Origin of the sequence: Capnocytophaga sp. FDAARGOS_737, from assembly GCF_009730375.1 — a bacterium.
Lineage (GTDB): Bacteria > Bacteroidota > Bacteroidia > Flavobacteriales > Flavobacteriaceae > Capnocytophaga > Capnocytophaga leadbetteri.
This window is the reverse complement of the sequence record NZ_CP046316.1, coordinates 978,456-999,675: the sequence shown is the minus strand read 5'-3', so window position 1 is coordinate 999,675 and position 21,220 is coordinate 978,456. Positions and strand designations below refer to the sequence as shown.

At 38.8% G+C, this 21,220-nt stretch carries 17 protein-coding genes and 1 pseudogene; 13 read left to right on the top strand and 5 right to left on the bottom strand.

What is annotated here, in order from left to right:
• Positions 1–307: 307 nt before the first annotated feature.
• Complete coding sequence (locus tag FOC45_RS12165; RefSeq protein WP_052141367.1) at positions 308–616, bottom strand: RteC domain-containing protein; 309 nt, start codon at positions 614–616, stop codon at positions 308–310.
• Complete coding sequence (locus FOC45_RS12160; protein ID WP_009389002.1) at positions 597–1,133, bottom strand: RteC domain-containing protein; 537 nt, start codon at positions 1,131–1,133, stop codon at positions 597–599. The genes FOC45_RS12165 and FOC45_RS12160 overlap by 20 nt, the downstream gene beginning before the upstream one ends.
• Positions 1,134–1,504: 371 nt before the next feature.
• On the opposite strand from FOC45_RS12160, the gene ubiE reads away from it, so the two are divergent.
• The 4 genes from ubiE to FOC45_RS04300 are packed head-to-tail and all read left to right on the top strand — an operon-like array spanning position 1,505 to position 4,648.
• Positions 1,505–2,239 carry a bifunctional demethylmenaquinone methyltransferase/2-methoxy-6-polyprenyl-1,4-benzoquinol methylase UbiE gene (gene ubiE, locus FOC45_RS04315; protein ID WP_009389001.1) on the top strand — a complete coding sequence of 245 codons (735 nt, stop codon included), beginning with the start codon at positions 1,505–1,507 and terminating at the stop codon, positions 2,237–2,239.
• A 14-nt stretch (positions 2,240–2,253) separates the two neighbouring features.
• Positions 2,254–2,973, top strand: coding sequence for a porin family protein (locus FOC45_RS04310; RefSeq protein ID WP_009388999.1), 720 nt, complete (start codon positions 2,254–2,256; stop codon positions 2,971–2,973).
• 1 nt (position 2,974) lies between these two features.
• The gene (locus FOC45_RS04305) at positions 2,975–3,583 is read left to right on the top strand and encodes a DUF2911 domain-containing protein (protein WP_009388997.1); all 609 of its coding nucleotides are present in this window, start codon (positions 2,975–2,977) and stop codon (positions 3,581–3,583) included.
• Positions 3,584–3,598: 15 nt separating this feature from the next.
• Positions 3,599–4,648, top strand: coding sequence for a DUF3810 domain-containing protein (locus tag FOC45_RS04300; protein WP_009388995.1), 1,050 nt, complete (start codon positions 3,599–3,601; stop codon positions 4,646–4,648).
• A 4-nt stretch (positions 4,649–4,652) separates the two neighbouring features.
• On the opposite strand, the gene FOC45_RS04295 is transcribed toward FOC45_RS04300, so the two are convergent.
• Complete coding sequence (locus tag FOC45_RS04295; protein ID WP_009388993.1) at positions 4,653–4,949, bottom strand: co-chaperone YbbN; 297 nt, start codon at positions 4,947–4,949, stop codon at positions 4,653–4,655.
• A gap of 195 nt (positions 4,950–5,144) precedes the next feature.
• On the opposite strand from FOC45_RS04295, the gene ccsA reads away from it, so the two are divergent.
• From ccsA to FOC45_RS04275, 4 genes and pseudogenes are all read left to right on the top strand, one after another.
• Complete coding sequence (gene ccsA / locus FOC45_RS04290; RefSeq protein WP_084063419.1) at positions 5,145–7,817, top strand: cytochrome c biogenesis protein; 2,673 nt, start codon at positions 5,145–5,147, stop codon at positions 7,815–7,817.
• A gap of 43 nt (positions 7,818–7,860) precedes the next feature.
• Positions 7,861–8,439 (top strand): annotated as a pseudogene (locus FOC45_RS04285) (MarC family protein); the annotation flags it as partial.
• A gap of 114 nt (positions 8,440–8,553) precedes the next feature.
• A complete protein-coding gene (gene kdsA / locus FOC45_RS04280; RefSeq protein WP_009388988.1) occupies positions 8,554–9,345 on the top strand; it encodes a 3-deoxy-8-phosphooctulonate synthase in 792 nt (263 codons plus the stop codon).
• On the top strand, positions 9,345–10,766 hold the full coding sequence (locus FOC45_RS04275; RefSeq protein ID WP_009388985.1) for a CCA tRNA nucleotidyltransferase: 1,422 nt from the start codon (positions 9,345–9,347) through the stop codon (positions 10,764–10,766). The genes kdsA and FOC45_RS04275 overlap by 1 nt, the downstream gene beginning before the upstream one ends.
• On the opposite strand, the gene FOC45_RS04270 is transcribed toward FOC45_RS04275, so the two are convergent.
• Together FOC45_RS04270 and FOC45_RS04265 are read right to left on the bottom strand one after the other, a co-directional pair.
• Positions 10,763–11,251, bottom strand: coding sequence for a DUF2271 domain-containing protein (locus FOC45_RS04270; protein WP_009388984.1), 489 nt, complete (start codon positions 11,249–11,251; stop codon positions 10,763–10,765). The genes FOC45_RS04275 and FOC45_RS04270 overlap by 4 nt on opposite strands.
• Positions 11,252–11,259: 8 nt before the next feature.
• A complete protein-coding gene (locus FOC45_RS04265) occupies positions 11,260–12,618 on the bottom strand; it encodes an ankyrin repeat domain-containing protein (RefSeq protein WP_009388983.1) in 1,359 nt (452 codons plus the stop codon).
• Between the two features lie 249 nt (positions 12,619–12,867).
• Between FOC45_RS04265 and alaS the strand changes: the two genes are divergently transcribed.
• The 5 genes from alaS to FOC45_RS04240 all read left to right on the top strand — a co-directional run bounded on the left by alaS (position 12,868) and on the right by FOC45_RS04240 (position 21,124).
• Positions 12,868–15,504, top strand: a complete 2,637-nt coding sequence (alaS, locus tag FOC45_RS04260; RefSeq protein WP_009388981.1) for an alanine--tRNA ligase — start codon at positions 12,868–12,870, stop codon at positions 15,502–15,504.
• Positions 15,505–15,581: 77 nt separating this feature from the next.
• On the top strand, positions 15,582–16,643 hold the full coding sequence (locus FOC45_RS04255; RefSeq protein WP_009388979.1) for an NAD(P)/FAD-dependent oxidoreductase: 1,062 nt from the start codon (positions 15,582–15,584) through the stop codon (positions 16,641–16,643).
• A gap of 40 nt (positions 16,644–16,683) precedes the next feature.
• The gene (locus FOC45_RS04250) at positions 16,684–17,784 is read left to right on the top strand and encodes a hypothetical protein (protein WP_034539818.1); all 1,101 of its coding nucleotides are present in this window, start codon (positions 16,684–16,686) and stop codon (positions 17,782–17,784) included.
• Positions 17,784–18,119 (top strand): 2Fe-2S iron-sulfur cluster-binding protein, encoded by a 336-nt coding sequence (locus FOC45_RS04245; protein WP_009388971.1) that lies wholly within the window; start codon positions 17,784–17,786, stop codon positions 18,117–18,119. Before FOC45_RS04250 ends, FOC45_RS04245 begins: the two co-directional genes overlap by 1 nt.
• A 77-nt stretch (positions 18,120–18,196) precedes the next feature.
• Positions 18,197–21,124 carry a pitrilysin family protein gene (locus FOC45_RS04240; RefSeq protein ID WP_034539820.1) on the top strand — a complete coding sequence of 976 codons (2,928 nt, stop codon included), beginning with the start codon at positions 18,197–18,199 and terminating at the stop codon, positions 21,122–21,124.
• Positions 21,125–21,220: the final 96 nt, after the last annotated feature.

Sequence of the window (21,220 nt, the reverse complement as noted above, 5' to 3'; positions counted from 1 at the left end):
CGCAGTTGAAGTGATTTTTATTTATTTTATTAGTTATGAGTGTATTACAAAATAATTGTAACGTATTTTTGGAGTATAAACTACTTTTATAGGAAGAAATGTCTAAAAAATGCCAATGGGGTATAATGGGCTTTTTTGAGAAATGGAGGTAAAAGTGTGTGTAGGGAGTTTCTATAGAAGAGTTAAATTGAAAATAATGAATATAATATTTGATTAAAAATCCTTCTCCCTAAAAAAGGGAAACTGTCTATTTCCCTAAAAAACTGATTAAACAATGTTCAAACGTTTTTATTTGAAGTTAGCAAAACTACTTTTGATCGGAGTTGTTTATATAAACCAGTAAAGAGGCTTTTACTTCATCAAGGAAAGGGGTGAGACTTTTTGAACGTCCTTTCATACGATGGAAAACATGGTACTGCTCTGCTAATTCTACCTTAAAGAGCTTCTCAAAGACTTTGGTAATCTGACTAATAGGGAGTTTTCCATAAGAGATACATCCAACAGAATGTAATCCATAGATGAGTTCTACTAGTTGGCTTTTTTTGCCTGTCCACTGAAGATTTAGTGCTTCTAAAAATAGTTTTTCTTCTTTAACTTCAGTACGAAAAAAAAAGATAATCGGAGAGTTCCTTGACAGCCCCTATCTTAGCAACTTCAAAGCTACGACAGGTAGAAAAGGCTCCATCAAAAGAAAACAAATACCCCTCATTGCTTTGAGGAAGGTAATCATAATTGCGAGTAAAATACTCTACATCGCGATTAGTTCTTCCTAAAGCAATGTAACTAAAGAAATCGGTTGCTTCTAAAGTCTCTGACTCTTTAAACCATTGGGCTTCTTTGTCTTTTAGAAACTTTTTAGCAGCCTCAGTAGAGAGTAAAGTTGCTTTACTTTCTATCTGGTAAACCTCATTGTAGAAAATGAGTCTGCTAACCATTTGAGGTTGTACCTCGCGGAAGAAGTATATCTCTTCTGCTTGGTCAGCAAAACCTCGTTGCAGTACCTCTTCCTTGACCTTCTTTAAGAGGTCTTTTAGGAATTGTACCATTTCTAAAGATTCTTTAACCACGGCGGATCCATCCAGCGTGATTTGGCGTTCTCTTACAGCCAATTGGTGTAAAAACACGTTAAACATGATAAATGTATTTAAATTTGTGCTATATTACGAAAAAACAATGACATACGCAAACTTTATTTTTTTTTCATTTTTTTAAATAGCTAAATAAAAGATTTACAATTAGCTCCACGCAAACGTGCGCTGCTGCACGGGCTTCCATAGAAGCCCGTGCAGCAGCGCACGTTTGCGTGTGCAAAGGTAATTTTTTTTGGTTATTTTGTCAAGATGTTGTATCTTTGCACCCAGAAGTTACTGAGAAAATAGGTATAATCAAATGAAATAAGAACCATTACTAAATCGTTACCTACTCTTATTGTAATTCCTGTATTTTCTTTATCTTGAAGAGATTATAAATTTAGTTTCAATTTTTGCAAAAAATTACGCATCGTATGTCAGCAAACACAGTTACTCCTTATGAAAATTCGGCACAAGGCAAAAAACAACAGGTTACCCAAATGTTTAACACCATATCGGGTACGTATGACGGACTAAACCGTGTTATTTCTTGGGGTTCGGATATAAAATGGCGTAAGTTTGTGGTACAGAAAGTAGCTGAAATACACCCTACAGCTGTATTAGATGTCGCTACAGGTACAGGTGATTTGGCCATTGCTCTCACTGAAATAAAAGGGTTGAAAATCACTGGGTTAGACATCTCAGAGGGAATGCTATCAGTAGGGCGCGAAAAGGTAGCAAAGCGCAATCTTGCTGACCGCATTACCTTAGTACAAGGCGATAGTGAGCAACTGCCCTTTGCTGATGAGACCTTTGATGCCGTAACAGTAGGATTTGGGGTGCGTAACTTTGAAGATTTAGAAAAAGGACTTTCTGAAATTAGACGTGTGTTAAAACCTAATGGTCGGTTGGTAGTCTTAGAAACCTCAGTGCCTGAGAAGTTCCCCTTTAGGCAAGGGTATCATCTGTATACTAACTATGTGATGCCTTTGGTAGGTAAGTTGTTTTCTAAAGACCGCTCTGCCTACCGATACCTATCTAACTCGGCAATACACTTTCCGTATGGGAAGAAGTTTCAAGAGATATTAAACAAAGTAGGCTATCAGCAAACTAAGTATTACCCTAAAACTTTGGGTGGCGTCGCTACCATTTATATTGCAAATAAATAGAAAATAAAATAATAATGAATAATAAACTGAAAAGAACTCTATTGCTGTTGTTTGTGTTTATAGGCGGATTTCACCTCTATGCACAGTTTAAACAACCTATGATTAACTTAGAGCATTTTGACGAAAAACGCTTTCAGTGGGGCTATTATTTTGGTGCCAATACTTTTGATTTTAAAATCGATTACAAAGAGCTAAACTATAACAACCCACAGCTACAAGAGATACAAAACGAGCGAAAAATAGGTTTTAATGTAGGGCTTACAGGACAAGCAAGGCTCATCAAGTATATTGACCTACGTATTGAACCGGGGTTGGTATACAACAAGCGCGTGCTTACTTTCCCCAACTTTACTGAAAATAGAGATGCTGTACGCGAAGTGCCTTCTACTTATATCTACATACCTCTGTTACTGAAGTTTAGTGCCGATCGTTGGTATAATGTAAAGCCTTATGTAACTGCAGGAGCCTCTATGGTTTTCAACCTCAGCAGTAATGCTAATCTAACGATAGACAACAGCGATAGAACTTTCCGCTCTACTAAAAACGTATTTTTCTATGAATTCGGCTTTGGGTTCGATTTCTATACTCATTATTTTAGGGTATCACCTTCGGTAAGAGCTTTGTTTTCTATCAATAATGAGTTAGTACCTGACTACGACCCTAACAGCCGTTGGACGGGCAACCTCAATGGCTTAAAAACGAGGGGGTTCTTATTCTGTCTTAACTTTGAATAATATGAAAAAGATACTTATAGCAGTAGGTTTTTGCTTAAGCTTAGCCTCATACGGACAAAATTTTAGTTACCCTATGGCGAGTCCGCGCCAAGTGATTACACAGCAGTTTTCGGTAAGCCAGATTACAGTAGACTATGGTCGCCCAAGTGTGCGAGGTCGTAAAATATTTGGGGAGTTAGTACCCTTTGGCAAAGTATGGCGATTGGGTGCTAATCAGGCTACTAGTATTTCTTTCTTACAGCCAGTAAAATTTGGAGGAAAGCCTGTAAAAAAAGGTGATTATGCTATCTTTGCAATACCTGAAGCTCACCAATGGACAATTATGCTCAACTACGATGCTAATGCGTGGGGCGCTTATAGCTATGACCCTAATGAAAATGCTATAGAATTTACTGTTCCGGTTACACAAACTAAAGATTTGCAAGAATCACTTGAGTTTTCGTTTGAGACCCTCTCTAATGAGAAGCTCAACTTGGTTATCCGTTGGGAATACACTAAAGTAGAAATACCCATTGAGATAGACAAGAAAGAAACTATTGAAAAAATAGTAGAACAACTGAAAGAAGTAAAGCAATACGAGCGTGATTTAGAGGGTAAAGACACTAAATAATAAAGTTTTTAGGTTATGGAAAGAAAGAAAATAGTTCGCAAATACAGTATTTTTGCTATTCTTATAGCATTTTGGTTCATTTTCAGATACTTTCCTACCTTTACTGAGTGGTTTTATAGTGAAGGGATCTATCCTTTTATCGCAAAACTGCTACATTTAGCCTTTGGATGGGTGCCCTTTTCTATGGGTGATGTGCTTTATACACTTTTCTTTGTGAGTATCATTATTGGTAGTATAAAGCATTTTAGCAAACTATGGAAAAAACCGCTTTGGGCTCTTGATAAAGTAGCGAGCAAGGTCATTCGTATTGCATTGTCTTTCTTTATCTTATGGGGATTCAACTACTTTAGAATGCCCTTATCAGAACGACTTGGCATCAGTACTACTTACACTGAAGCTCAGCTGTATAAGGCTACTGAGGAAGCTATAGTTCGTGCCAATGCATTGCACCAACAATTAGCCCTCAATGATAGTACTAAGGTAACGTTACCTTTCACCCACGATGAAATTTACCGTATCGCTCACGAAGCTTATCCTCTAGAAAAAAATGGTATTACCGATTTTCACGCTATCAAGAGTGTGAAACCATCATTATACAGCAAGTTACTTACTTATATGGGCTACAGTGGCTACCTAAATCCTTTTACTAACGAGGCACAAGTAAACCGCAAAATGGTAGGTTATGCTATCCCTGTGACAGCTTGCCACGAGGTAGCCCACCAAATGGGTTATGCTGCTGAAGAAGAAGCTAATTATTTAGGATATTTGGCAGCTAAGAAGATAGAAAATCCTTATTTCAGATATAGTGCCGCTCTTTTTGCTTTGCGTTATCTACTATCAGAAGTTGCAAAAGTTTCTCCTGAAAAATACGACAATTATTACGCGCAAGTACGCAAAGGCATTTTGGAAAATTACAAAGAAGTACGCCTTTTCTGGCAACAATACAAAAATAAAGCTGAACCTGTATTCAAGTCCAGCTATGATATTTTTCTGAAAGCCAACAAACAAAGTGCCGGCATTGATAGCTACGATTTAGTAGTGGGGCTTATCATTAATGATAAATAACAAACTACAAGAATTTGTTAAGCTCCATTAGTAGTTCTTTACTATCTCTAAAGCCCTCTCCACGCCAAATAAGACTAAAGTTATTGAAGATAATAACTGTAGGCAAAGTGCTTATTTTTAATGCTTTACTAAGTTCCTTATTCCTATTTATCTCTACTTTTACTACCTTTACGCGATCTTTGAGTGCAGCTGATACTTCGCGCAATTCGCTGTCCATACGCAATGAGTTTTCTATCCCTTCAGAGTAAAAACAAATAAGTACAGGGGTATTCACATTGATGATATCTCCAAATTTTTCCATTTTCTTTTTAGTAATAATAATCGCACAAATGTACAACTATTTTTTGAAATACAAACTTTTTTGCTGAAAATTAGCATTTTGCCGATTATTTAGCTATTTATTAGTTATTTTTTAATTGCTAATTATTAATAGTTTTGTACCTTTGCCCTTGCTATGATACGAAAAATATTTTCTTTTATTTATTCTACTAAGCTGATGGCAGTGCTTTTTATAGGTTATGCTATCGCTATGGCTGCAGGCACTTTCATAGAAAATAGCTACGATATGGAAGCAGCACGTATTTGGGTGTATAACACTTGGTGGTTTGAAGTTATTACACTGCTTTTTGTCATCAATTTTATAGGAAATATCAAGCGTTTTCAGTTGTTAAAAAAACAAAATTGGGCAGTGCTTGTACTCCATTTAGCATGGATTTTTATCATCATAGGGGCTGGAATTACCCGTTATATTAGCGATGAAGGTACTCTATCATTACGCGAAGGTGAAACTACTGACTCTTATTTGTCAGACCGCACTTATATCACAGCAATGGTAGATGGTATATTTGAAGGACAACCGCTGCGAAAAAAGCAACAAAAGGAAGTGCTCTTCTCAATACACACGCAAAATCATTACCGCTGGGCTTCTGACTTCAAAGGGAAACCTTTTGAGATAAAATACATTAGTTTTTCAGCACCAACCCAAGGAATGAATGCCCTAACCCTGGAAATATCATCAGGAAATGAGCGGCAACAAGTAACTGTTATGGGGCGCAAAGGAATGGTACATCCGCCTGTAACAGTAAAGCTCAACCAATTGGACTTTCATCTAAGCTATGGGAGTATCTATGTGGCGATGCCTTTTAGTATTAAGCTAAACGACTTTATAGCTGAGAAATACCCAGGTACTGAAAATAGTTATTCGTCTTTCAAAAGCAAAGTAACTGTAAGCAGCAAAGATGAGACCTTTGCTGAAGATATTTATATGAACCACATACTCAACTACAAGGGTTATCGCCTATTTCAATCGTCATTTCACCCAGATGAAAAAGGTACTATCTTATCAGTAAATCACGATTTCTGGGGTACACTTGTTACTTATACGGGCTATATACTACTTTTTGGAGGACTATTAGCTTTTATGTGGGTAGGAAAATCAAGGTTTAAAAGACTCAATCAACAGTTGCGCACTCTTCAGCAAAAACGTAGTCTCGCAGTATTGCTCCTATTGTTATATGCTGCAGTAGCCTCTGCACAAAATGAGTTACCGGTACCCGACAAGGCACACGCAGCCAAATTTGGAACTTTGCTTATTCAAGATGATGGGAGGTTTAAGCCTATCAACACTTTTTCGTCTGAACTGCTCAGAAAATTGAGCAAACACGACACTTACAAAGGGATGAATGCCGACCAAGCACTGCTTTCTATGTTGCTAAGCCCACAGGCGTGGATGCAAGAAGAGATTATATATGTAAAAAAAGCCAATGATAGTCTGCATCGCTTTCTGAATGTAGCAGAAGGGCGCAAATGGATTCAACCAAATAACCTATTTGATGCTAAAGGGCAATATAAACTCGCCCCCTTACTAAACGACATATATAGCACCAATAACCCTAACCAATTTCAGAAAGATTTCAAAGAAGTAGATCAACGTATTAGCTTACTAAACAGAGCATTATATGGTGATATTTTTAAAATATTCCCCCTACCCCACTCTGATAACCACCGTTGGATTTCGGAGTTAGACTATGTACGCGACACTCTTTTGATAAGTGACACACAGTACAAACAATTTGTAAAAAATGCACTGCCTGCTTATCTTATCTTAGTACGCGAAGGTATAAACACTGGTGACTATAGCCGTGCTGAAAAAGTATTAGACAACATACATTTGCAGCAAGAACTTTATTCAGCAAAGGTATTGCCTTCGCCTACAAAAGTGGCAGTAGAACTATGGTATAATAAGATAAACATCTTTGAGCAGCTTTTTCAAGGCTATTTATATGTAGGTACACTGCTCTTTATAGTGTTATTACTACAGATTTTCATTCAGCATCGCATTTTCAATCTATTTACTAAAATAGGTATTTTCATCTTGTGGATTTTCTTCATCGCACACACACTGGGACTGATAGCCCGCTGGTACATATCGGGGCACGCCCCTTTCAGCGATGCTTATGAGAGTATGATATATGTAGGGTGGTCAGCTATGGGGGCTGGTTTAGTATTCACAAGACGATCGCCCTTAACAGTAGCCGCTACTGCTTTTGTAACTTCTATGATTCTGATGATTGCCCATTGGAATTGGATGGATCCTGCCATCGGTACCCTACAGCCTGTACTAAATAGTTATTGGCTGATGCTACACGTAGCAATAATAGTGGGCAGCTATGGTCCTTTTACACTGGGTATGATATTGGGTATCATCAATTTAGGACTGATGATAATAACTACTCGAAAGAATGCCGCCAAACTCAAAGCTATACAAGAAGAACTAACCATAGTAAATGAACTATCACTAACCGTAGGATTGGTAATGCTAACCATTGGCAATTTTTTAGGTGCAATGTGGGCAAATGAGAGCTGGGGACGCTACTGGGGGTGGGATCCTAAAGAAACATGGGCACTTATCAGCATAATGATATATGGTTTAGTGATTCACCTACGGTTAATACCAAAAATGCAACACCGTTGGGTATTTAACTTTGCCAGTGTAATAGCTTACTTCAGTATACTGATGACCTATTTTGGGGTGAATTTTTACCTCAGCGGCATGCATAGTTATGCTTCGGGCGAACAAATCATTACCCCTGACTTTGTATATTATGCTATAGGAGGGGTATGTCTGTTAGGAGGTATTTCGGCTTGGAGAGCAAAGCTAATTTGCTAAATTGCCAATTGTTTTTTACCTTTGCGGCAAATTTTAATTTTTTATGAATCTACATTTTGACATAGTGGAGATAGTCTCTGCTACTATGGTACTATTTGCGGTAATTGATATTATCGGGAGTGTACCTATTATCATCAATCTACGTAAGAAAGCAGGACGCATACAATCCGAAAAAACCGCTATTGTGGCAGGCGTCTTATTAGTACTTTTCTTATTTATAGGCAAGCAATTGCTGAATCTATTTGGTGTAACGGTTGAAGCCTTTGCTGTTGCGGGGTCTTTCATTCTGTTTTTCTTAGCTTTAGAAATGATTTTAGGTATTACTTTATACAAAGGTACTACCCCTGAATCTGCCTCTATTATTCCTCTTGCTTTCCCTATAGTAGCGGGGGCTGGCTCTCTTACTACAGTATTGTCACTCAGAGCTAAATACGAAGTTGAAAATATCATTATGGCTATTATTATCAACATTATCATCGTGTATTTAGTTCTTAGATCATCAGAACGAATAGAGAAGTATTTGGGCAAACAGGGTACTACTGTTGTTCACAACTTCTTTGGAGTGATACTATTAGCCATAGCTGTCAATCTGTTTACTACCAATATCAAAACAATGTTATTTACTACTGAAACACCCATACATAACGAGCAAAAAACAACAACACCCAACGCTGACCCTAATGACAACAAACAAACTCATAATGAGTACTTTTATAACCCTAATATCTAAAACAAAATGTTAAATAAAGAAGATAATTTTTTCCTCTTAGCAGGTCCTTGTGCCATAGAAGGAGAGGAAATGGCTATGAAAATAGCTGAACGCATTGTTACTATCACTCATAAACTGAATATTCCTTACACTTTCAAAGGAAGTTTTAAAAAAGCTAACAGAAGTAGGATTGATTCATTTACCGGCATAGGTGATGAGAAAGCACTAAAAATATTGCAAAAAGTAGGACAAACTTTCGGTGTGCCTACTGTTACCGACATTCACCAAGTAAGTGATGCTGCCCTTGCTGCCGAATATGTAGATGTACTGCAGATACCGGCTTTCTTAGTACGCCAAACTGACTTAGTAGTAGCGGCTGCTGAAACAGGCAAGGTAGTAAACCTAAAAAAAGGACAGTTTATGAGTCCTGAAAGTATGCAGTTTGCGGTACAAAAGGTTTTCGATAGTGGCAACAAAAAAGCCCTCATCACCGATAGAGGTACAATGTTTGGTTACCAAGACCTAATTGTTGATTTTAGGGGTATCCCTACGATGCGGCAGTTTGCCCCTGTAATAATGGATGTAACTCACTCTTTACAACAGCCTAACCAGCAGACAGGAGTAACAGGAGGCAGACCTGATATGATTGAAACTATAGCTCGAGCTGCTATTGTAAACAATGCTGATGGACTATTTATAGAAACCCATTTCGACCCTGCTAATGCTCTAAGCGATGGGGCTAATATGCTACACCTTGACCTACTTGAAGGACTTTTAACGCGATTGGTTGCCATTCGCAAAACTATCAACGAATTCTAATGAATTATTCTAACGCGCTCTCTAACCCTATTTTCTCTCTAATAAGTACTATTTCCAGCCAAATGGCATTGGAAAGCTATGTAATTGGTGGCTTTGTTCGCGATTTTTTACTGCAAAAAAAATTGCCTAAAGATATTGACATCGTCTCCATCGGCAGTGGTATTTCATTAGCTGAAAAAGTAGCTGAGCAATTGCCTAATAGCCCCAAAGTATCGGTGTTTAAGAACTTTGGTACCGCTATGATAAAAGCAGATGGTTTAGACATTGAGTTTGTAGGGGCAAGACGCGAAAGCTATGAGTCTAATTCGCGCAAACCTTATGTAGAGAGTGGCACACTACAAGACGACCAAAATAGGCGTGACTTTACCATTAACGCTATGGCTTTCTCGCTCAACAAAGATACTTTTGGCGAGTTGATAGATCCGTTTGATGGTTTAGGCGACTTAGAAAGAAAGCTCATTCGTACTCCTTTAGACCCTGATATTACCTACTCAGACGACCCTCTTCGTATGATGCGTGCTATCAGATTTGCTACACAACTAAACTTTCAGATAGAAGATACTTCACTTAATGCTATTAGCAAAAACAAAGAGCGACTACAAATCATCTCTAACGAGCGCATAGTAGATGAACTGCATAAGATATTATTAGCTGCTAAACCCTCTATCGGACTAAAACTCTTATACGAAACCGAATTATTGCACTATATACTGCCTGAACTTATTGCCCTACAAGGAGTACAAGAGCAAGACGGACAAAGGCATAAGGATAACTTTTGGCATACTTTGGAAGTGGTAGACAATATAGCAGAACATACCGATAACTTATGGTTGCGCTGGGCTGCACTACTACACGACATAGGCAAAGCTCCTACCAAACGCTTTGACAAGAAAATTGGCTGGACATTTCACGGACACGAATTCGTAGGCAGTAAGATGGTATACCACCTTTTCAAAAGACTACGTATGCCACTGAATGACAAAATGAAGTACGTGCAGAAAATAGTAAAGATGAGTTCACGCCCTATTGTTATTGCTGAAGACATCGTTACTGACTCAGCTGTAAGGCGTTTAGTATTTGATGCAGGAGAAGAATTTGAAGACCTAATGACACTCTGCGAAGCCGACATCACTACTAAAAACCCTAAAAAGTTTAAAAAATATCACGATAATTTTCAGATAGTGCGTCAAAAAGTAGTAGAAGTAGAAGAAAAAGATCATATTCGCAACTTCCAACCTCCTATCTCTGGAGAAGAAATAATGCAAACTTTTGGATTACCCCCTTCACAACCAGTAGGCGTTCTAAAAGAAGCTATCAAAGAAGCCATATTAGAAGGAAAAATACCTAATGAATACCAAGCTGCTAAGGCTTTTATGATGGAAAAAGCTAAAAATATGAAATTAATAATGGCGAATGATTAATCATTCGCCATTATTCTTACATATCTTATATAGCCTTTACCATTTATCTTTGTGTTAAGATTTTCTGTTTTAAGCTCTACTTCAGCATCCTGAGTATAATATTTATTATCTTCTACTGCTGTTTCAAAGCGTATTTTATAACCTTTATTCAGCTTACTATCTTCTATGGTAATCACTCTTACTGCACGCTCTCCCCCACTAATTGTAGCTCCTGTGATACCATCAATAGTTTGCCGCTTGCCATAAAACTTCCACCACTCAGTTAGTTCACTATACCACTCAGGGTCATCACCAAGCACCTGTAAGGTCTGTTCGTATTTCCCTTGAGGGTTTATCAGCGAGGCTACAATATAAGCCCCATCTCCTTTATAATTAGTAAGTTGTATTAAGCATTTGTATTTTTTAGACGTTGTCTGTTGTACAAATGACGCTGTAAGCAAAGCCACTACAGCTACTAAAGCAGTTATTAAGTATTTCTTTTTCATCTAAATTACTATTTTAAAATTTCAACATTTATTCCTTTAAGGGCTTCGTTTTCTTTAGCTAATTCATATACTGTCTCACCTAAATCAGTAAGAACGTTTTTGTCTGCCCCTTTACTAAGTAAAAAGTTTATCACTTCCACATTCTTAGCTATCATAACAGCTTTTTGCAACGGAGAAAGCCCCTCATTATTCTTCTTATTTATATCGAGTGGATAAGCACTCAATTTTTCTAAAAATTCTAATTTACCTCTTTTTACAGCTGTGTGATAAAGCGTATTACCCTCGTTATCAACCATCTGTATATCAGCCCCTTTGCTTATCAGTAAGTCTACCATAGGCAAACTATTATTTTCAAAAGCCAATTGCAGAGCCGTATACCCTTCTTTGCTTCGAGCGTTAATATTATTCGCAGCATTAAGCAAGAGGGCTGCGATTTCAGGGGTATTGAGGGCAGCTGCATTCATAAGAGGCGTTCTACCCTCATTATTAGCTTGAGCTGGGTCATTACCTTTCTCCAAAAGATAAGAGAGTACCTCTGTATCGCGATTTTTACCTGCCACTATATAAAGTGGTGTTATACCATCACTATTCACCTGATTAGGTTTTACCCCCAATTGTTCTAAATATTCAAAGAAATCACGTTTATTAGCAGTACGTCTAAAACCTCTGGCAGCTCCAAAAAACGCATTTTCACCCTTCTTATTTACATTTTTAAGGTTTATTTTCTTCTTTATCAGAGCTTCTATTATACTTTTATTGCCCATTGTAGCAGCATAATAGATAGCATTATTCCCATTTGTGTCTGTAGAAGTGAGTTTCAGTCCTTTTTTAATGAAATAATCAGCCTGTTTGAGGTCTTTTAGGTGAGGAATGAGCATCAACAAGAGGTTGGCACCATCAGAATTGGTTTCTTTTAGGTTCGCTCCACTTTTCAGCAGTAATTCATAAAGCTCCTTATCTGTCTGTCCCCCTACGGCAGCAAAAAGTATAGGAGTATACTGACGAGAGTCACGACGATTTATATCAGCACCCTTACTGATAAGGTATTTCATCACAGGCTGATTATTCTGAAAAGCAGCCCAGTGCAGGTAAGTACGCTTATCGTGAGTGATTTTATTTATACCATTCCCTTCTAAATCAATAAGATAAGTAATAGTTTCATAAGGAGCAGCATTAAGTATGGCCATAGAAGTAGCATCAAAAGCACGAGCGTTAAAAGCTGTCGGACTATTGCCTTCAGCTATAGCTTGTTGCACTTGTGCTACCGAAGGCTTCTGCTTCCAATACGCCTCGGTCAGCAAGACATTCGTCTGTGCCCTCATAGTAAGCCCCATAAGCACAAGGCATCCTATAAAAAGTTCTCTCATAAAAATCGTTATTTAGAATTAATCGCGGCAAAGATACAAATTAATAACAAATAATAAATATCCTTCGACAATTTATTTTCCCTTTACTTCAGATATACCTACACCGAACGATGAGCGAACAATGAGCGAAGGATAAGCGAAGAAAAACTGAACTCTACCATTTAATAAAAAACTATAACTTTTTGCTTGTTACGTATAAAATTACTACTTTTGCAGCCTCAATATTATTTTACCGTTAATCGAAAATATATGACTTCACAAGAAATAAGACAGCAATTCCTAAAATTCTTTGAGAGCAAAGGACATACCATCGTTCCTTCTGCTCCTATGGTTATTAAAAACGACCCTACCCTGATGTTCACTAACGCAGGTATGAACCAGTTTAAAGAGTTTTTCCTCGGCAATGCTAAACCCAAACAAACACGTGTGGTAGATACTCAAAAGTGTTTACGTGTATCAGGTAAGCACAACGACCTCGAAGAGGTAGGGCGCGATACCTATCACCATACGATGTTCGAGATGCTCGGCAACTGGTCTTTTGGCGACTACTTCAAAAAAGAAGCCATTAGCTGGGCGTGGGAACTGCTCACTGAAGTATATAAAATACCAAAAGAACACCTATACGTAACGGTATTTGAAGGTAGTGAGGAAGAGGGCGTGCCTTTCGACCAAGAAGCCTACGACATATGGAAAGAACGTATCGCTGAAGACCACATTTTACTCGGAAATAAGAAAGATAACTTCTGGGAAATGGGCGATCAAGGTCCTTGTGGCCCTTGTACCGAGATACACGTAGATATTCGTTCTGACGAAGAAAAGGCCAAAATAGCAGGGCGCGACTTGGTCAATAATGACCACCCTCAAGTGATTGAGATTTGGAACAACGTATTTATGGAGTTCAACCGCAAAGCCGATGGCAGCCTCGAAAAACTCCCTTCTAAAAACGTGGATACAGGTATGGGCTTCGAGCGCCTCTGTATGGTATTGCAGAAAAAGCAATCTAACTACGACACCGATGTATTTACTCCGCTAATTCAAAAAGTAGAAGAGATAACCAAAAGCAAATACTATAGCGGCAGCAATGTAAGTGCCGAACAAGAGCAGATAAATATTGCCATTCGCGTGATTTCAGACCATATTAGGGCGGTGGCTTTTGCCATAGCCGACGGACAGCTGCCTTCTAATAACGGAGCTGGTTATGTAATACGCCGTATTTTGCGTCGTGCTATCCGCTATGGTTTCACTTTCTTAAACCAAAAAGAACCTTTTATCTATAAGCTGGTAGAAACGCTCACCAAACAGATGGGCAGCACTTTCCCCGAATTAGAAAAGCAGGCATTTATCATTATGAATGTGATAAAAGAAGAGGAAAACTCTTTCTTGCGCACGCTCGAACAAGGATTGCTAATGCTCGATGTGATGATACAAAACACTACTAATAAGCAGTTGTCAGGTAGCAAAGCTTTCGAGTTATACGACACTTACGGTTTCCCTAAAGATTTAACCGCTCTTATCCTCTCTGAAAAAGGATTGACTTTAGACGAGGCAGGCTTTGAAGAGAACCTACAAAAGCAAAAAGAGCGTTCACGTGCAGCTGCCCAAGTAAAAGCAGGCGACTGGGTTGTCCTTCGCGATGACGAAGAAGAAGAGTTTATCGGCTACGATACCTTAGAGGCTGTAGTACGCCTTGTGAAATACCGCAAAGTGGAGAGCCAAAAAGACGGCACTCACTACCAATTGGTGTTCAACACTACGCCTTTCTATGCTGAAGGGGGCGGACAAGTAGGCGACAAAGGTACGCTACAGTCGGCTAATGGCGAGTTGGTATACATATTAGACACTAAAAAGGAGAACAACCTTATCATACACATAGCAGAGCACTTGCCCGAAAACCTAACCGACCCATTTAAAGCGGAAGTACATCCGTTGTCGCGTCAGTTGGCGGAGGCTAACCACAGTGCTACCCACCTATTGCACCAAGCCTTGCGCGAGGTATTGGGTACGCACGTAGAGCAAAAAGGGTCTCGCGTATCGCCAGAAACCCTTCGTTTCGACTTCTCTCACTTTGCTAAAATGACTGATGAAGAATTAAGAGAAGTAGAACGCATAGTAAACAGACGTATTTGGGAAAAGATACCATTACAAGAACACCGCAATATACCTATACAACAAGCGATAGAAGCGGGGGCTATGGCGCTATTTGGCGAAAAATATGGCGACCACGTGCGAATGATACAATTCGGCGACAGTAGAGAGCTTTGTGGAGGTACTCACGTAAAAAATACTGGTGATATATGGTTCTTCAAAATCCTTTCAGAAGGAGCCGTTGCAGCTGGTATCCGTAGGATAGAAGCTATCACTTCTGGAGGGGCTATGAAGTACTTTGCAGAGCAAGAAAAGTTAGTCGATAATATCAAATCTACCCTCAAAAACGCACAAGACCCTATCAAAGCTATTGTACACCTACAAGAAGAGAATGCCCAACTGCAAAAAGAGTTAGAGCTACTGAAGAAAGAGCAAGCTAAGAATCTAAAAGTATCTTTGAAAAACGAATTTGCTACTATCAATGGGGTGCAATGCCTTATCAAACAACTCGATTTAGATACTGCTACCCTCAAAGACCTCGCTTTTCAGTTAGGCAATGAGGTAGAAAATCCGTTTATCTTATTCGGTTCAGCATACGAAGGCAAAGCCTTATTATTGTGCTATATCGGCAAAGAGCTTGCCCAAACCAAAGGGTTAGATGCCGGCAAAATAGTAAGAGAATTAGGCAAATACATACACGGCGGCGGCGGCGGACAGCCTTTCTTTGCTACAGCAGGCGGTAAAAACCCCGAAGGCATAGCCGAAGCCCTCGAAAAAGCACAGACGCTCGTTAGGGGGTAGTCGTTAGAACAAATTCACTAATGGGTAAATTTGCTAATTAATAATTATTTTGTACCTTTGCACAAAATCATTTAATAATGAAAGAGACAGATATCATCATCATAGGGGCAGGCCCCACAGGACTTTTTGCGGTTTTCGAGGCAGGATTGCTGCGCTTGAAGTGTCACCTTATTGACACCCTACCCCAAGTAGGCGGACAGCTGACAGAGCTGTACCCCAAGAAGCCTATTTTCGACATCCCTGGTTACCCTAGCGTGGGGGCTCTTGAGTTGGTAGACAACCTAATGGAGCAAATTAAGCAGTATCAGCCTGAATTTACCTTAGGCGAAACCGCTATGACCCTGACTAAAAATGATGATGGCACTTTCATTGTTACTACCGATGCTGGTACGCAAGTTAAAGGGAAGGCTGTAGCTATTGCTGGCGGATTAGGTACTTTCGAGCCTCGTAAGCCTGAGCTTGAAAATATAGCGCAATACGAGGGCAAAGGGGTAGCTTATTTTGTAAAGAACCCCGAAAGTTATGCGGGCAAACACATAGTAATAGCAGGGGGTGGCGACTCTGCTCTCGATTGGAGTATCTATTTAGCCGAAAAAGTAAATACGGCCTCAGTTACCTTAGTGCATAGGCGCAATGAGTTCAGAGGGGCTTTAGATTCGGTTGAAAAGGTAAAAGTCCTAAAAGCTGCGGGCAAAATCAATCTCAAAACGCCTTACGAAGTGGTAGGGCTTGTAGGAGAAAACCAATTAGAAAAGGTAGTTTTAGAGCAAGAGGGGGGCAATAAAGAAGAACTTATTGCTGATGCTTTTATACCTCTTTTCGGGCTTACCCCTAAATTAGGCCCTATAGCTACTTGGGGGGTTGAGATAGAAAAGAATGCAGTAAAAGTGAATAATGCTTTAGATTATCAAACTTGCATAGAGGGGGTATACGCTATAGGCGACGTAAATACTTACCCTGGCAAGCTAAAACTTATACTTTGTGGCTTTCACGAAGCTACCCTAATGTGCCAAAGTGTGTATAACCGCATCTATCCCAACAAAAAGTATGTACTCAAATACACTACAGTAGTGGGTATTGATGGCTTCGACGGCACTCGCAAAGAGGCTGAAAAAGCGGTAATAAAATCGATTGATTAATTTTCTAAATTCAAAGAGACTACTAAAAATAAAAATAAAAATGAAGAGTATAAATGTACTATTAGCAAGTATCTTTTTAGCATTTTCTGCTTCGCTACAAGCACAAATAGACACCCTTAGCAGCAAAACACTGCTAATGAAAGGGAAAATAAAAAAAGTAGAAGACTTCTCTTTTTTATTAGAACCCGACCCTAAAGGCGAAAAGAAATTCGATGATAAGAACTACAATGTTTTTCCCTATGCCGAAGAGTGGGGACTTGAAAAAGACGCAACAAAATCTTCTAAAACTAATATAGCCTATATCTTCGATAATTCGGGCAAGAATTTAGAGATAATAACTTACAATGCTGAAGACCAGCCTTTTGGTGGGATGCGTTTTTTCTATGACAAAAACGGACATATTAACAGAAGTCAATCAGTATTTACAACTGGTGATGGCGAGTTTACGGTAGACCGCAAATATTTTTACAATGAGAAAAATCAGTTAGTAAAAATAGACGAGTATGACGGCGATACTTGGCTCATTACTATCACCTATAAGTATGACGATTGGGGCAACTGTATAGAGAAAAACAAAGTGGCGAGCGTATCTGCTTTAGAAAAAGACATTCAGCGCTACGAAGAGAAAAACCTCATTTTAGAGAAGAAAATACGCCCCGAATACACGCGCGAAAAATCGTATACCTATAACAATATAAACAAAGTAGCAGCTACTGAAGATAAAGTATTAGAGAAAAACGTATTCTTAAAAACACAAAACGAATACGATAAAGAGGGACGACTCTCTAAAGCTACTTTCTTAAACGAAGCTAAACAAGAAACCGTTTGTACGTATAAATACAACAAAGCGGGGCGACTTATACAGAGCATTTGCACGGCTAATGACGACCCTAACTTCTATGTAGAAACAAATTATATGTTTAACAAGTCGGGCGAAACGCAAGTGGTAAAGACTCGTACCTCTGTCGCTTCAACCAAAGTATTCGACGAGCACAACCTGCTAACGGCCTATACTACTCCCGAATTCGATTATAAATACCGTTATTCATTCGACAAAATGGGCAATTGGACGCAAGTGCTAATGTACGAAAACGGCAAACCTATCTGTGCACGTATCCGCAAAATAGAATATTTCAAATAATGACTGATATACATCTAAAAATAACCGACAGAGAGGGGCTTCTATACGAAATAGAAGCCCCTACTGATATGAATATGTCCTTAATGGAGGTAATGCGCGCCTACGAGATTGCCCAAGACGGCGAGATAGGCGTATGTGGGGGTATGGCTATGTGTGCCTCTTGTCAGTGCTATGTGCAGAATGAAGAGGCGGTAACGCTCCCCGAAATGGGGGAAGAAGAACAAGCGATGCTTTCTGAAGCTTTCCACGTAAAACCCAACAGCCGATTGGGTTGTCAAATACCTATAACCCCAGAACTTGATGGGCTCGAAGTGATATTAGCGCCTTTCAGTTAAAAAAATATGTACTTTCATTTGCATTTCACAATTTAATTCTATACTTTTGCGTCTGTTTAATGTTAATTCACCAAATGATGTTAAAAAGAAATCTATTCTTATGGCTATTCGCATTAGCCGTATCGTTCGGTGCTCAGGCTCAAAATTATGAGTGGAAAGAAGCACAAAGTGGTGGTTACAAATACAAATATGTAACCCACGACCCTACTAATTCAAGGTTCTACACCTTGAAAAACGGACTGACCGTCATTCTCAGTCCTACGAATAAAGAACCGCGCATACAGTGCTACGTAGCTGTTAAAGCAGGTAGCAAAACCGACCCTTCTACTAATACAGGGTTAGCGCACTACTTAGAGCACTTGCTCTTTAAGGGTACTGACAAGTACGGTTCATTAGACTGGGAAAAAGAGAAAGTACAGTTAGATAAGATTGATGCGTTGTACGAAGAATACAATCACACCAAAGATGCTGAAAAGCGCAAAGCTATCTACAAAAAAATCGACTCTGTATCAGGGGTAGCTAGCAAATACGCTATCGCTAATGAGTACGACAAGATGATGACTGCTATGGGCGCACAAGGTACTAATGCATTTACCTCGTTTGAAAAAACAGTGTATACTGACGATGTGCCTGCTAATGCCTTAAACAAATACATCACCGTGCAAGCAGAGCGTTTCCGCAATCCTGTATTGCGTATTTTCCACACTGAGCTCGAAGCCGTGTATGAAGAGAAAAACCGTTCGTTAGACAGCGATAACAGCGAGGTATTCGAAACTCTTTTTGCTTCATTGTTTAAAAAGCACAACTACGGTTTGCAAACTACTATTGGTACAGTAGAACACCTCAAAAACCCTTCGCTTAAGGAAATTCGCAAATACTTCCACACTTATTACGTGCCTAACAATATGGCAGTAGTACTTTCAGGAGATTTCAATCCAGACGAAGCGATTGCTGAAATTGATAAGGCTTTCAGTTATATGACACCAAAAGCTGTACCTCAGTACACTTTCGAGAAAGAAGAGCCTATCTCTGCTCCTATTATCAAGAAAGTAGTAGGCCCTGATGCTGAAAATGTTTCTATAGCTTTCCGCTTACCTGGTAATCAAGATAAAGATGCCCTATTAGCTGACTTAGTGGGTGAAATTCTTACCAATGGCAAAGCTGGTCTTATAGACTTAAACCTTGTAAAAAAACAAAAACTACTTGGTGCAAGTGCTGGTGCTTATACCCTTATAGACTATGGTATGCTATACCTATCAGGCCGTCCTTTACAAGGACAATCATTAGAGCAAGTGAAAGACCTAATACTCGGAGAGATTGAAAACCTTAAAAAAGGAAACTTTGATGATGATTTAATTCCTTCTATCATCAACAATATGAAAAAGTACGTTATACAAGGTACTGAGTCTTATGCTAACCGTGCTAATATGCTAATGGAGGCTTTCACTGACAACTTAGACTGGAAAGACCGTGTAGCTTATGTAAACAGCCTTTCTAAAATAACTAAGGCCGACATCGTAGCTTTTGCTAACAAATACTTAGGCAATAATTATGTGGTTATCTACAAAGAAAAAGGACAACGCACCAATGTAGAGAAGATAGAAAAACCTGCTATCACGCCAGTTGAAACTAATGCTGACAAACAATCAGCTTTTGTGAAAATGGTGAACGAAATGCCAAGTACCCCAGTAAAACCTGTTTTCTTAGACTACAGCAAAGACCTACAAAAAGGTAAATTAGGCAAGGCAGAAGTACTATACGTGCAAAACAAAGATAACGAGCTATACCGCTTAAGTTTCCGTTATAAAATAGGTACCCTAAACGATTTGAAATTAGCCATAGCTGCTAATTACAGTCAGTTTTTAGGTACTGATAAAAAGTCAGCAGAACAACTCAGCAAAGAGTTATACAAAATAGCTTCTAGCTTTAATATCTCAGCCAGTGGAGAGTATACTACTGTCAATATCGAAGGGCTACAAGAGAACTTTGAGGCAGCAGTAAAACTTTACGAAGACTTTATCGCTAATATAAAAGTAGATGAAGAAGCGTTGAAAGCGTTAAAAACACGTGTAGCTAAAACACGTATAGACTCTAAAGCCAACAGAGGGGCTATTATGCAAGCCTTAACAAACTATGCTTTGTACGGAGCTAAAAACCCTTATAACTACACTTTCTCTGATGCCGAAATCGAAGCTATTACAGGAAAAGAGTTGGTTGAGAAACTTAAAAAGCTAAACAATGTAGAGCAAACTGTTATCTATTATGGTCCTTTAAGTTTAAATCAGCTTACTGCTAAGCTAAAACCACTTCATAAGGTGCCTGCTAAATTTGCTCAAGTAGCTCCTAAAAAAGAGTTTAAACAAGTAGAGCAAACTAAGAATCAAGTATTCTTTGCTGATTATGAAATGGTACAAGCTGAAACCCGTTGGATTCGCAATACCGTTCCTTATAACCCTGCTGAAAGCACTGTTATTAAAGCCTTTAATAACTATTTTGGGGGCGGAATGGGCTCTTTAGTATTCCAAACTATACGCGAAAGTAAAGCCTTAGCTTACAGCACTTATGGCTATTACGCAACTCCTAGTAAGAAAACTGATAAGTACTATACACTTGCTTATGTAGGTTCTCAAGCCGACAAGTTTAAAGAAGCCGTTGAAGCTATGAATGAACTGCTCAATACTATGCCTGAGTTACCTGCTAACTTAGAATTAGCTAAACAGCAAATCAAGCAAGAAATAGAAACAGAACGTATCACACAAGACGGTATCATCTATTACTATTTACACGACCAACGTATGGGCTTAAAAGAAGACATACGCAAACAGATATACCAAAATATAGATAATATCACAATGAAAGACATAAAGGCTTTCCACGATAAATATCTATCAAACAAACCATATACGTATGTAATATTAGCTTCAGAAAAGAAACTTTCTGAAGATGAGCTTAAGAAAATTGGTGATTTCAAAAAGCTTAGCTTAAAAGAGCTATTTGGATACTAAATCATAAGCAAATAACACTTAAAGAGAGGTCGCCTCAGATTGTTCTGAGGCGACCTCTCTTAGTTTTAGTACCATTAACAATATAGTTGGTAATTA